The organism is Rhodobacter sp. NSM (assembly GCF_052244495.1).
Lineage (GTDB): Bacteria > Pseudomonadota > Alphaproteobacteria > Rhodobacterales > Rhodobacteraceae > Cereibacter_A.
Map to the genome: position 1 here is coordinate 316396 of NZ_JBQPXH010000001.1, position 12340 is coordinate 328735.

Here is a 12340-nt window from a genome sequence, read left to right on the forward strand (position 1 = left end):
GTGACAGAAGACCCCGGGGGCCTTGCGGCGCGGATCGCCGCAGGCCCGACCTTGCCGGACCACGGCGCCGCGGACCAGCCTGCGGCGGGCGGCACGGCGGCGAGGCCGCCGCGCCATGTCCCGCTCTTCATCGGATCCGAGATCTATCGCGGATCGAGCTACGGGATGCGCCACCCGCTGCGTGTGCCGCGGGTCTCCACGGTGATGGACCTCGGGCGCGCCCTGGGGTGGCTTCCCGCCGACCGATACCGCACGTCGCCGCGCGCCAAGCCGGCGGCTCTCGAACTCTGGCATGCGCCGGCCTATGTGGCGGCGCTGCAGGCCGCCGAGGCCGGGCTTGCCTCGCCCCCCACGCTCGCCCGCCACGGTCTCGGGACGATTTCCAATCCGGTCTTTCCCGAGATGTTCCGCAGGCCCGCGACTGGCGCCGGGGGCGTCATGCTCGCGGCCGAGCTTCTGCGCGGGGGCGGCTGCATCCATGTGCCCGGCGGCGGCACGCACCACGGGATGCCTGACCGCGCGAACGGCTTCTGCTATCTCAACGATCCCGTGCTGGGGATGCTCGTCCTGCGCCGGATCGGGCTGCGGCGGATCGCCTATGTCGACATCGACGCGCATCACCCGGACGGGGTGGAGCATGCTTTTGCGGGCGATCTCGAGGCATTGCTGATCTCGGTGCACGAGGAAGCGCGCTGGCCCTTCACCGGCACGATTGACGCCGACGGGGGCGGCAACTGCTTCAACCTGCCGGTCCCGCGCGGCTTCAACGACACCGAGATGCGGGCTGTGCTCGAGGGGCTGATCCTGCCCCGGCTTGCCGCCTTCCGCCCCGAGGCGCTGGTGCTGCAATGCGGGGCGGATGCGCTGGAGGAGGATCCTCTCTCGCGCCTCGCCCTCTCGAACAACGCCTATTTCGAGGTGGTGGCGGCCCTTCGCCCGATGGCGCCGCGCGTCCTCGTGCTGGGCGGCGGGGGCTACAATCCCTGGTCGGTGGGGCGCTGCTGGACGGGCATCTGGTCCGTGCTGGCCGGCCACGAGATCCCCGACCGCCTGCCGGAGCCCGCCCGCGCCGTCCTGGCCGCCCTGGACTGGGGCGGAGGTGGGCGACCGCCCCCGGAGCCGCGGCTCGTCGAGACCTTGCGGGACCCCGCGCGCGAGGGGCCCGTGCGGCCCGAGATCAGGGAGCGGCTCGCCCGCCTTGCGCGCCGATGATCCGCGCCTTCGTCGCCATAGCCGTGCCCGATCACGTCCGGTCCGCGCTGGCGGTGCAGCAGTTCCTCCTGCCGCTGCCGCGCAAGGTCGAGCCTGAGACCTTTCACCTGACGCTGCTCTTTCTGGGAGAGCTTCCGGAACCGGTGCTCGAGGCCGCGCACGAGGAATTACTGGCCATCGAGCGGCCGCCCTTCCGCATCGAGGTCAGGGGCGTCGGCCTCTTCGGCGGCGACCGCCCGAGATCGGTCTGGGCTGGCGTCGCCCCCTCCGAGCCGCTCATCCGCCTGCAGGCGAAGGTCGTGCGCGCGGCCCGGATGGCGGGCGTCGAGCCGGAGCGGCGGCGCTTCTCGCCCCACATCACGCTCGGCCGTTTTCCACCTCCGCCACCGGAGGAGCGGATGCGCCTCGAACGCGCCGTGGCGCAGGGCGGCAGCTTTCATGGCGGCACGATCGAGGTCACGCGGTTCACGCTCTACCGGTCGAGACTGGGCCCGAAGGGACCGCGCTACGACGACCTGGCGGACTATCCGCTGCGCGAATGACGGGCGGCGCAGGATGCGGCCCGCAGTGTTCTGGCAGGAGCCGGTTCCGCGTCCCCGGCACGGATGACGGGCCCGATGCAGCGGTCTTGCGCTCGCCGCACAGCCTGCATTAGGCGCCGCTCCAACGGGCTCAGTAGTAGTTGCCCATGAAGGGATTGTGATTGAGGAAGATGTGCGTCGAGGTGATCGCGCCGTAGAGGAAGAGGCCGATACCCACGAGCACGGCATCGCGACGCAGCGGACCCGGTGGGGGTCGCACCCATTCGCCTTCCTGCGCGTTGATGAGCAGGATCGAACCCGCAGCCCAGACCCACATGCTGCCGAAGAGCAGGATCGCGGCGAGGTCGCCGTTCACGAGAAGATGGGCCGTGGCCCAGATCATCGTGGCAAGGAATTGAGGGTGGCGGATCCTCGTCCAGATCACGCCCTTCAGGACGCCTGCGCCCAGAAGCACGATGGCCACCAGCATGAGCAGGTTGTTCAGATAGCCGATCTCGGGCAAGGGCACATAGACCGGAACATAGTCCGCGGTCTTGTAGCCATAGACCATCAGTCCGAGGCCCACGGTGATGACGATGGTGATGAGACCCTTGCCCGGGTCGCCCATCCGCGCGCGGATGTCGGGAAAGATCCGCTTGAACAGATGGCCCGCGACCCAGAGGAAGATCCCGATCGACAGGAGGATCATGGCACGGCAACTCCGGCAGACTCACAAGATGAGTAGGGGATGCATCTAAAGCCGGGAAAGTTCCCGTCCCGTGCGGCTGTCGTTGGGTCAAGCGCTGGCAGATGTGCCGAGTGGCCGCGCAGGCGTATCAGCCCGGCAGGGACGGTTCATGTGGGGGCGCTGCCCCCACACCCCCGGATATTTGAGCGAGAATGAAGCCTCAGGCGCCTTCTGCGAAACAGGAGGATGCTTCGGCGCGTGGGCGCCCTTCCGGGAGCGTGACGGGTCGAGCAGCGACGGCCGCCGGGAGCTCAGCGCGCGGAGGACAGCCGGGAGATGGCAGCGAGCACGGGCTCCGGATCCGTGGCCCGCCGGCGCGCCGCGGCGGCGGTGACGAGCGCGGCCTGCCGATCCGGCGTCAGCGCCGCCAGCGTCGACGCGAGCTCGGCCGGCCCCGCGACGGGAAGGGCGGCACCGGCGGCGTCGAGCTCCGCGAAGATCTCCGCGAAGTTGTGGATCGAGGGGCCATGCACGAGGGCCGAGCCTGCCTCCATCGGCTCGAACGGGGTGTGGCCACCGCGCGGGGCGAGGGTGCCGCCGATGAAGGTCGTGCCGCAGAGGCCGTACCAGAGCGGCATTTCGCCCAGGGTGTCGGCCACATAGACCGGCGCGTTCGGAGCCCCTCCGCGCGACCGGAGGCTCGCACTGATCCCGCGCGCCTCCGCGAGCGCTGCGATCTCGGCCCCGCGGCGGGGATGGCGCGGGGCGATCACGAGCAGGTCGAACAACGCGCGCGCGCCGAGGAAGGCGTCCAGGATCGCCGCGTCTTCGCCCTCATGTGTGGAGGCGGCAAGCAGGCAGCGTCCGCGTGGCGGAGCCGGGAAGGGCGCCTCCGGCATCTTCGCAGCACGAACGCCGGCCTTCAGGACGAGCCGTGGTCCCAGGCGGTCGGGTGGCAGTCCCGCCGCGACGAAGCGCCGCTCCGATGCCTCGTCCTGTGCCGAGAGCCAGCCGACGTTCCCGAGCATGCGCCGCAGCAGCCCCGGCGCGACGCGCGCCCAATTCCGCGCCGACCGTTCGGACAGGCGCGCGCCGATGGCCACCACCGGGATTCCGCGCTCGGCGCATCCTGCCATGCGCTCGGGCCAGAGTTCGTTCTCGAGCACAAGGAGGATCCGCGGCTGCCGGCGCGAGAGGAACCGGCGGACCGATCCGCGCGTGTCCCACGGCGCCAGAACCGCTTCGGTGCGCGGGATGGCCCAGCTGGCGACCATGCTGCGGGCCGTCGGATTGTTGCAGCTTATCAGGATGAAAGCCTGGGGATCGCGCGCGAGCAGTTCCTCGATCAGCCACCGCGCCGACGTGATCTCTCCGTTGCTGGCCCCGTGAAGCCAGATCGGATGCACCCCGCCGCGCGACAGCCCCAGACGCTCGGCCAGGGCGTCCTCGACACCCGTGCCCCGCAGCCGTCGCCAGAGGAGGCCGAGGACCAGCACCGGCAGCAGCAGGCTCATCAGCAGGCGGTAGATCAGCACCCGGGGGCTCTCCTTCCTTCGCGGCCCTTCTCGCCGGGAACCTGTCCGGACGCAAGCGATGCATCCGATGCCGCGCCTCGGATGGCATGACGGAGTTGATCCATGTCAAGGGGTCCGGTCTAGAACCATTCTAGTCTCGACCGTGCGTAAACGTTTGCATAGGAGACAACCCATGCGCCTGACCCTCACCGCCCTGATCGCGACGACGGCCCTCGCCGGCGCGGCGCAGGCCGACGCCCTACGGGACAAGGCATTGGACTACTTTGCCCCGCTTCCCTCGACCGTTCCCGCGGTGAAGGACAACCGGATCACCCCCGAGAAGATCGACCTCGGCAAGGCTCTCTTCTTCGACCCGCGCCTGTCGGCCTCGGGCGTCTTCTCCTGCTACTCCTGCCACAACCTCACGACCGGCGGCGACGACAACATGGAGACCTCGGTCGGCCACGGCTGGCAGAAGGGCCCGCGCAACGCGCCGACCGTGCTGAACGCCGTTCTCAACGAGGCGCAGTTCTGGGATGGCCGGGCGGACGACCTGAAGGCGCAGGCCAAGGGGCCGGTGCAGGCGGGCGTCGAGATGGCGAACACGCCCGCACAGGTCGAGCTGACGCTGAAGTCGATGCCGCAATACGTGGACTGGTTCAAGTCCGCCTTCCCGGAAGAGGCCGAGCCGACCAGTTTCGACAACATGGCGAAGGCGATCGAGGCCTTCGAGGCCACGCTCATCACTCCGGCGCCGTTCGACGCCTTCCTGAACGGGGATGACGCGGCCCTGACCGAGGATCAGCGCGCAGGCCTCGAACTCTTCATCGACAAGGGCTGCTCGACCTGCCACTCGGGCGTCAACGTGGGCGGGCACGGCTACTATCCGTTCGGCCTGATCGAGAAGCCCGGCGCCGATGTGCTGCCCGAAGGCGACAAGGGCCGGTTCGCTGTCACCTCGACCGTGGATGACGAATACGTCTTCCGTGCGGCGCCGCTCCGCAACGTGGGCGTGACGGCGCCCTACTTCCACTCCGGCAAGGTCTGGGATCTGAAGACGGCCGTGACGATCATGGCGGAAAGCCAGCTCGGCGAGACGATGACGGACGAGGAAGTGGGGCAGGTCGTGGCCTTCCTCGGGAGCCTGACGGGCACCATGCCGGTGGTGACGACGCCGGTCCTGCCGGCCGAGACCGAGGGCACGCCGCGTCCGACCGCGGAAATCAAGGCCGACTGACGGCGCAGCGTCGCCGGATGCCGCAGGCGCACATGGATGGGGCGGCCGAGAGGCCGCCCCGCTTGCGTGACTGTCGCTCGTGTCAGCGGCGGCGCAGGCGCGACAGCATCTTGTCGAGCATCATGGTCGCGCGGTAGGTCCGGGTGCTGCTGCAGACGACGTAGCGCGGGCGCACCTCTCCGCCGAAGCCGGTGAAGAACACGCGGTTGCCGCGGGTATAGAGCCCGTCGAAGTCGAAGATCAGGCCCTTGCCTGCGGCATGGCGGATGGCCTCCCAGACGAGGAGGCTGGTCGCGCCCTGATCGATGCCCTTGGACCGCGAGGCCAGCAGGTAATAGCAGGAGGTCGCGTCCCAGACCGTGAAGATCGCGCCGGCGATGCTCCCGTCGGCCGCCGTCGCCGAAAGGATCCTGCCGCGACCCCGATCGAGTGCGGCGAGGCAGACGCGGGTGATGTCGTCGGTCTCGTAGTAGCTCTCGTGGCCGGCGAGGTCGACGTTGTGGCGGTAGAAGGAGGCGAAGGCAGCGGGCGAGAGCGTCTCGCTCACCGTGTGCTTCTCCTGCGCGCGGCGGATGATGTTGCGGGTCTTGTCCCGCATGCCGCTCCAGATCGCCTGCTCGGGGCCCGGCGCGATCTCGTAGGTGAAGTTGGCCAGCATGTGCATGCCCGCCTCGGCGAAGACCAGGACGTCGGTCACGTCGCGATGCATGCGCATGTAAACGTTGCCCGCCCGCGGCAGCTGTTCATGAAGCTCGCGCGTGATCTGGGCGTGCTTCAGCGCGCGGTTGGCAGGGGCGCCCTTGCCGGCATCGACCGCCGGTCCGAGGAAATGCGCGAAGGTCGGCATCTCGCACGAGACCTGGCCGAAGGGCTTGCGCACCAGCATGTAGGGCAGGCGTCCCACGACCCTGTTCTCGGAACGGACGACCGTTTCGGCCCAGCCGTAGGGAGAGGCCGCGTCGAGCCACCACGGCTCGTGGAAGATCGTGGGGGACAGCGGATCGAGGCGCACCGCAGTCGTGGCGGAGGACCTCTGTTTCAGTTCTCTGGAGGGTGCCGAGGCCGTCCCGACGGGATTCGCCCTCGCGGTCGCGAAAGTGCTCAGATCCATGAATCAATTCCCGATGATCGTAAAATGCCGTCGATCTGCTCATCGAAATATACCCTCCCCGCGTCCGAAGTGTGGCAAATCTGGGGCCATCGGCAAAGTTCGGTCACGATTCCGCATTGATGTGGCGCGGCAGGCACACCGCAAGGCGAGTGCCCTCGGGCTGGGCACTACCGGAGGTGGGGGATGCTAAGTCCGGAGAGGTAGGGAGTAGGCGTCGGTTGCCCCGCGGCCCGGGTTCACGTGGAATCAGCCGGCGCGAATCCTCCCTCCACCAAGGGTTGCGGGGCCTCGGCGGCCCCGCCGGCCGGTCACTTCTGCAGCTCGGTCCAGATGGCCGTGATGTATTCCTGCGCTTTCGGTCCGCAGGCCGGCAGGAACACGCCGCTCTCCACGAATTCCGCGGGGATCACCGCCTCGGGCGCCGTCTTCATGTCCTCGGGCAGGAACTCCGCGGCACCTGCGACGCCCGGCGAATAGCGCGCGAAGGCTGAGATCATCGCGGCATTCTCGGGCTCCAGGATGAAGTTCAGGAACTGGTAGGCCTCGTCCACGTTCTTCGCGTCGCGCAGCAGGGCGACCGAGTCCATGAAGATGATGTAGCCTTCCTTCGGGTAGCCGAAGGCCACGTCGGGATTGGCCAGCCGCGCGCGCATCGACGAGCCCGACCAGTTGACCGAAGCCGCCCAGTCGTTGTTCGAGAGCTTCTCGGTCGCGCCATAGTCCATCGAGATCCAGTTTGGCTTTGCCGCAATCAGAAGGTCGCGCGTCTTCTTCAGCACCTCCAGATCTTCCGAGCACGGCTCGCCCCCGGCATACATCGTGGCCAGCGACACGACGTCGTTCATCTCGGGCACCACGTTGACCTTGCCCTTCAGCTCGTCCGGCACCTCGAGCCAGACCGCCGAGGTGTTGATGTCGCCCCCGTAAACCGCGGTATTGACCGAGATCCCCGTCGTGCCCCATTGCCACGGCACCGAATAGGCACGGCCGGGATCCCACTCCACGTCCTTCCATTCCGGGGCGATGTTGGCGTGGTTCGGGATCTTCGACAGGTCAAGTTCCGTCAGCAGGCCCTTGTCGCGGAAGATGCCGACGTAATTGGCCGAGGGCACCACGAGGTCGAAGCCGTGTCCCCCCGCCTCGATTTTCGCCAGCGCGGTGTCGTTGCTGTCGTAGTCGGTGACCGTGACCTTGATCCCGGTCTGCTGCTCGAACTTCGCGAGCAGCTCGGGGCTCGTGTAGTTGCCCCAGTTGTAGAGGTTCAGCTCGGCTGCTCCGGCCAGGCTGGTCGAGGCAAGCAGCAGGGCTGCGGCTGCGAGATGTCTCATCGTGCTCTCCTTGTTGGGCTCGGCGGGTTCAGCCCCGCTTTCGGGTCAGTAGGAAGAAGACGGTCAGCAGCGCCACGGTGAGGCCGAGGAGGGCGGTCGAGATCGCATTGACCTCGGGCGTGATCGCGCGGCGCATCTGGCCCAGCATGTAGGTGGGCAGCGTATCCTGTCCTGCCGATTTCACGAACTCGGTGATGATCACGTCGTCGAGCGAGATGACGAAGGCGAGCATCGAGCCGGCGACGATCCCCGGTGCCATCAGCGGCAGCGTGACATGGCGGAAGGTCTGCCAGGGGTTGGCGTAGAGATCGGCCGCCGCCGTCTCGAGGCTGAGGTCCATCCCCTCGAGCCGCGCCCGGATCGGCAGATAGGCGAAGGGGATGCAGAAGGCGGCATGGGCGAGGACCAGGTAGCCGAGGCCCGAATAGCCGGTCGCGACCTTCACGCTCGCGAAGACGATGAGCAGCGCGACCGCTGTCACGATCTCAGGCACCATCAGCGGCTGGTTGATCATGACGTAGATGAAGGTCTGGCCGCGGAAGGCGCCCCTGCGGGTCGTCCCGAGCGCCGCCGTGGTGGCGACCGAGGTTGCGATCACCGAGGCGGCCGAGGCGATAACCAGCGACCGCGCCGTCGCCGCCTGCACCTCGCGGTTGGCCCAGGCGACCTCGTACCAGCGGAAGGAGAAGCCGCCCCAGACCGAGATCGCGTTCGCGTCGTTGAAGGAATAGGCGACGAGGGTGAAGATCGGCGCATAGAGCGCGAGGAAGGCCAGACCCGCCACGAAGGTGACGCCCGGCAGGCTGGTCACGTCGAAACGCCTACCCATGGCCGCCCTCCCGGCCCGCGGCGCGGACATAGACCAGCAGCGCCACCATCACGATGGCCAGCAGCAGCATCGAGAGCGCGGCGCCCAGCGGCCAGTTGCGGCCCTGCCCGAACTGAAGCTCGATGAAGTTGCCGATCATCATGTTCTTGCCGCCGCCCAGCACCCGCGGCGTGACATAGGCGCCGAGCGAGGGAACGAAGACGAGGATCGAACCCGCGACGATCCCCGGCTTCACCAGCGGCAGGATGATCCGGCGCAGCACCTGCCAACGGCTCGCATAGAGGTCATAGGCCGCCTCGAGCAGGCGCATGTCGAACCGGTCGATCGCGGCGAAGAGTGGCAGGACCATCAGCGGCAGGTAGACATAGGCCATGCCGATCAGCACGGCCGTGTCGGTATAGAGGATCTGGATCGGCCGCTCGAAGAGGCCCGCGCGGATCATCAGCGTGTTCAGGATGCCCTCGTTGCGGATCACCTCGTTGATGGCGAAGGTGCGGATCAGCAGGTTGGTCCAGAACGGAATGGTGATGAGGAAGAGCCAGAGCGGGCGCCGGTGCGGCGGGCGCGTGGCGATGAACCAGGCGGTCGGGAAGCCCGCGACGAAGGTGATCGCGGTCGTCATCAGCGAGAGCTTCACCGAGCGCCAGAAGATCGCCAGATGCGCATCGGCGAGGCCCACCTCGTCCGAGAAGATGTCGCGGGTGAAGAGCACCTCGAACCAGGCCTGGGTCGAGAAGTCCCAGATCACGCCGCCGTACTGGCCCTTCACGAGGAAGCTGTAGACCAGCACGACCAGAAGCGGCCCCGAGGCCGCAAGGGCGAGGATCACGAGGGCAGGCGCGGAGAGAAGCCAGCCGTTCCGCATCCGGGTGCGGCGCGCGCGGGCGCCTTCGCCGCCCGCCATCTCAGTCCCCCAGAAGCTGCAGGGCGCCCGGGGCGAAGCGCAGGCCCGCGGGCTGGCCGGGCTCGAGCCCCGGATCGCCCGAGGCGCTGCTCTGCAGGCGGGCCACCACTTCGGTCCCGTCGGCCAGCGCGAGGTGGCAGTGGGTGTCGGTTCCGAAATAGACGAGATCGCGGATCGTGGCGGGCAGGGCGCCCGGCTCGTCCGGGGCCACGAGGCGCACCTGCTCGGGCCGGACGGCGACCGTGACCCGGCCCTCGGGACCTCCCTCGACGGCCAGTTCGCCGCCCGCGTCGAGCGTCACCCGGCCCCCGGCATGGCGCGCGGGCAGGAAGTTCGTCTCTCCGATGAAGCTTGCGACGAAGCGGTTGGCGGGGCGGGTGTAGATCTCGCGCGGGGGGCCGATCTGCAGGATCCGGCCTGCGCTCATCACCCCGATCCGGTCCGACATGGTCAGCGCCTCCTCCTGGTCGTGCGTCACGAAGACGAAGGTGATGCCGGTCTCGTGCTGGAGCCGCTTCAGCTCGATCTGCATCTCCTTGCGCAGCTTGAGGTCGAGCGCCGACAGGGGTTCGTCCAGCAGCAGCACCCTGGGCTGCGGCGCGAGCGCCCGCGCCAGGGCCACGCGCTGCTGCTGCCCGCCCGAGAGCTGCGCCACCTTGCGCCCCGCCAGCGCCTCGAGCCGGACGAGCGCCAGCATCCGTGCGGTGACGTTCTCGGCCTCGGCCCTCGGCTTGCCCAGCATCTTCAGGCCGAAGCCCACGTTCTCTGCCACCGTCAGATGCGGAAAGAGCGCGTAGCTTTGAAAGACGGTGTTGATCGGACGTCGATTCGGAGGATCGGCGGTGATGTCACGCCCGTCCAGCAGGATGGCGCCCGAACTGGGCGATTCGAAACCGGCGATCAGCCGCAGGAGCGTGGTCTTGCCGCAGCCCGACGGGCCGAGCAGCGTGAAGAACTCGCCCCTGCGGATCCCGACCGAAACATCGTCCAGCGCGCGAACAGCCACCTCTCCCTGCCCGAAGGCCTTGACGACGTTGCGGGCTTCGACGGCAATGGGTCCGGTCAAGGATCGTCTCTCCATGCTGGTCTGATGCGAGGTTAGGCAGCCGCCTGTCTCCAAGGCAACTGTCTCGCTCAGGAATCGACCAAAGGGGCAGGGCGGCGGCCGATCCAGGGCGCCGCGCGCTCGATTTCTGCGCAGAGCGCGATCAGCTCCTCGTCGGCGCCGAAGCGGGCGGCGAGATGGACGCCGATCGGCAAGCCGTCCGCACTCATGCCGAGCGGCAGGCTCGCCGCCGGCTGGCCGGAGGCGTTGAAGACCGCCGTGAAGGGGGAGTAGGCAAAGACGCCCTCGGGGCCGGTGCGGAAGGCCACGTAATCCTCGGTCGTATGGGCGAAACGGCCCACACGGGCGGGGGGCTCGGCCAGCGTGGCCGACAGCAGGACGTCGATGCCGTTTCCCTCGTCGGGATCGAAGACCGCGGCCATCTGGCGCCCGAAGGCGTGGATCTGGCCCACCGCCTCGAGATATCGCTCGCCGGGGATCTCGGCGGCACGCCGCAGCGCGCCCAGCGAGACCGGCTCGACCAGCCCCTCGGGGGCGCGCCCCTTCAGCGCCTTGCGGATGCCAAGCGCCGTGCCGCAGGCCACGATGTCGGTCCAGGCCTCCATCATCATTGCCACGTCCGCCTGCGGGAGGCAGGGCCGCACCGCGTGGCCCAGATCCTCGAGCAGCCGACCCGCGGCCTCGACCGCGGCCCGCACCTCGGGATGGATCGGGGTGCCGGTGAAGGTCGTGTCGCAGATCCCCACGCGCAGCCGCCGCGGCGGGCGGCTGATCGCATCCGCATGGCTGCGCAGAAGGGGCGGCGCCCAGTAGGGCGCGCCGGGATCGGCGCCCGCGCAGGCGTCGAGCATGTGGGCCGTGTCGCGCACGGACCAGCTGAGGAAGCCGTCGATCGCCATCCCTGCCCAGCCCTCGCCCGCGTAGGGCCCGTCAGGCAGCCGCGCCCGCGTGGGCTTCATCCCGAAGAGCCCGCAGGACGAGGCGGGGATGCGGACCGACCCGCCCCCGTCCGACCCGTGGGCCACGGCGACGATCCCGGCAGCGACGGCGGCGCCCGCGCCCCCCGACGATCCCCCGGAGGTGCGCTCGAGGTTCCAGGGATTGCGGGTCGGTCCGCCATAGACGGCGGCCTCGGTCGCGGGTCCGATCCCGCCCTCGGGCGAGGTCGTGCGCCCGAAGGTCACGACACCGGTCGCGCGGATGCGCTCGAAGATCGCGGAATCGCGCGGGTAGCGCGTGTTCTCGAGCAGCCGCGAGCCGTTGTGCGAGGGGAAGTCCACCGCCTCGCATCCGAGATCCTTGAGCAGGAAGGGCACGCCGCGGAACGGCCCGCGAGGAAGGCCGGATGCGATGGAGCGCCGCGCGCTTTCCTCCTGCAGCAGAACTACCGCATTGAGCGCCGGGTTCAGCGCTGCGACCGAAGCCAGCGCCGCATCGAGCAACTCCTCTGGCGTCACATCGCCGCTGGCGACAAGGGCCGCGAGGCCGGTTGCATCATCGGCGCCGAAACTTCGGAACATGCGGGTCCTCCATGCCTTTCGCGCCATGCTGCGGCGGAGAGGTGCGCCGCGTCCAACCTTTTCGCACCGCCCGCGCAGGAACGCGGGCGACAGGGGGCGGTGACGCCTGCTTGACAGCGCCGATGCTTGTCCTATTGAGAACCTGCTTCGGTTCCGGCGTCGTGTCCGGATGAAAAGGGAACGCGGTGCGGGCGATGGTCCAACTCCGCGGCTGCCCCCGCAACTGTAGGCGGCGAGCGACGACCGATCATGCCACTGGGTGCGCCCCGGGAAGGCCGGTCCGAGCGAAGACCCGCGAGTCAGGAGACCTGCCGAAGTGATCACCCTTTCCTGTGCGCGGGGCGCGTGCGGGAGGCGGGCCTTCCGCTTCAGGTGACGATCACCCTCGGCGGAAGGGATGACCCTTTCCG

The 12340-nt window shown here is 68.9% G+C and carries 11 protein-coding genes and 1 riboswitch; of the genes, 3 read left to right on the forward strand and 8 right to left on the reverse strand.

From position 1 onward, the window contains the following. Positions 1-165: 165 nt before the first annotated feature. Both ACTVZP_RS01500 and thpR read left to right on the forward strand, forming a co-directional pair. Positions 166-1212 carry an acetoin utilization protein AcuC gene (locus tag ACTVZP_RS01500; protein WP_443210888.1) on the forward strand — a complete coding sequence of 349 codons (1047 nt, stop codon included), beginning with the start codon at positions 166-168 and terminating at the stop codon, positions 1210-1212. After that, positions 1209-1754 (forward strand): RNA 2',3'-cyclic phosphodiesterase, encoded by a 546-nt coding sequence (gene thpR / locus ACTVZP_RS01505; RefSeq protein WP_443210306.1) that lies wholly within the window; start codon positions 1209-1211, stop codon positions 1752-1754. The genes ACTVZP_RS01500 and thpR overlap by 4 nt, the downstream gene beginning before the upstream one ends. A gap of 130 nt (positions 1755-1884) precedes the next feature. Here thpR and ACTVZP_RS01510 read toward each other — a convergent pair whose 3' ends face one another. Together ACTVZP_RS01510 and ACTVZP_RS01515 are read right to left on the reverse strand one after the other, a co-directional pair. Beyond that, positions 1885-2442, reverse strand: coding sequence for an NnrU family protein (locus ACTVZP_RS01510; RefSeq protein ID WP_443210307.1), 558 nt, complete (start codon positions 2440-2442; stop codon positions 1885-1887). Between the two features lie 290 nt (positions 2443-2732). Next, entirely contained in the window at positions 2733-3956 is a 1224-nt protein-coding gene (locus tag ACTVZP_RS01515) for a 3-deoxy-D-manno-octulosonic acid transferase (protein ID WP_443210309.1), read from the reverse strand. Positions 3957-4128: 172 nt separating this feature from the next. Here ACTVZP_RS01515 and ACTVZP_RS01520 point away from each other — a divergent pair, with 172 nt between their 5' ends. Further along, positions 4129-5172, forward strand: coding sequence for a cytochrome-c peroxidase (locus tag ACTVZP_RS01520; RefSeq protein ID WP_443210310.1), 1044 nt, complete (start codon positions 4129-4131; stop codon positions 5170-5172). Positions 5173-5254: 82 nt separating this feature from the next. Here ACTVZP_RS01520 and ACTVZP_RS01525 read toward each other — a convergent pair whose 3' ends face one another. From ACTVZP_RS01525 to ACTVZP_RS01550, 6 genes are all read right to left on the reverse strand, one after another. After that, positions 5255-6283 (reverse strand): GNAT family N-acetyltransferase, encoded by a 1029-nt coding sequence (locus tag ACTVZP_RS01525; RefSeq protein WP_443210311.1) that lies wholly within the window; start codon positions 6281-6283, stop codon positions 5255-5257. A gap of 308 nt (positions 6284-6591) precedes the next feature. Then, positions 6592-7611, reverse strand: coding sequence for an extracellular solute-binding protein (locus ACTVZP_RS01530; protein ID WP_443210312.1), 1020 nt, complete (start codon positions 7609-7611; stop codon positions 6592-6594). 28 nt (positions 7612-7639) lie between these two features. After that, complete coding sequence (locus ACTVZP_RS01535; RefSeq protein ID WP_443210313.1) at positions 7640-8440, reverse strand: ABC transporter permease; 801 nt, start codon at positions 8438-8440, stop codon at positions 7640-7642. Continuing rightward, positions 8433-9344 carry an ABC transporter permease gene (locus ACTVZP_RS01540; RefSeq protein WP_443210314.1) on the reverse strand — a complete coding sequence of 304 codons (912 nt, stop codon included), beginning with the start codon at positions 9342-9344 and terminating at the stop codon, positions 8433-8435. Before ACTVZP_RS01540 ends, ACTVZP_RS01535 begins: the two co-directional genes overlap by 8 nt. Position 9345: 1 nt before the next feature. Further along, positions 9346-10410, reverse strand: a complete 1065-nt coding sequence (locus tag ACTVZP_RS01545) for an ABC transporter ATP-binding protein (protein ID WP_443210315.1) — start codon at positions 10408-10410, stop codon at positions 9346-9348. A 68-nt stretch (positions 10411-10478) separates the two neighbouring features. Further along, complete coding sequence (locus tag ACTVZP_RS01550; RefSeq protein ID WP_443210316.1) at positions 10479-11930, reverse strand: amidase; 1452 nt, start codon at positions 11928-11930, stop codon at positions 10479-10481. A 131-nt stretch (positions 11931-12061) separates the two neighbouring features. Next, a riboswitch (cobalamin riboswitch) is annotated at positions 12062-12260 on the forward strand. Positions 12261-12340: the final 80 nt, after the last annotated feature.

Bases quoted from the DNA above. Each gene is read 5' to 3' on its own strand.
- ACTVZP_RS01550 (WP_443210316.1), bottom strand. From the start codon at position 11,930: ATGTTCCGAAGTTTCGGCGCCGATGATGCAACCGGCCTCGCGGCCCTT.
- thpR (WP_443210306.1), top strand. From the start codon at position 1,209: ATGATCCGCGCCTTCGTCGCCATAGCCGTGCCCGATCACGTCCGGTCC.
- ACTVZP_RS01535 (WP_443210313.1), bottom strand. From the start codon at position 8,440: ATGGGTAGGCGTTTCGACGTGACCAGCCTGCCGGGCGTCACCTTCGTG.
- ACTVZP_RS01510 (WP_443210307.1), bottom strand. From the start codon at position 2,442: ATGATCCTCCTGTCGATCGGGATCTTCCTCTGGGTCGCGGGCCATCTG.
- ACTVZP_RS01540 (WP_443210314.1), bottom strand. From the start codon at position 9,344: ATGGCGGGCGGCGAAGGCGCCCGCGCGCGCCGCACCCGGATGCGGAAC.
- ACTVZP_RS01530 (WP_443210312.1), bottom strand. From the start codon at position 7,611: ATGAGACATCTCGCAGCCGCAGCCCTGCTGCTTGCCTCGACCAGCCTG.
- ACTVZP_RS01525 (WP_443210311.1), bottom strand. From the start codon at position 6,283: ATGGATCTGAGCACTTTCGCGACCGCGAGGGCGAATCCCGTCGGGACG.
- ACTVZP_RS01500 (WP_443210888.1), top strand. From the start codon at position 166: ATGCGCCACCCGCTGCGTGTGCCGCGGGTCTCCACGGTGATGGACCTC.
- ACTVZP_RS01520 (WP_443210310.1), top strand. From the start codon at position 4,129: ATGCGCCTGACCCTCACCGCCCTGATCGCGACGACGGCCCTCGCCGGC.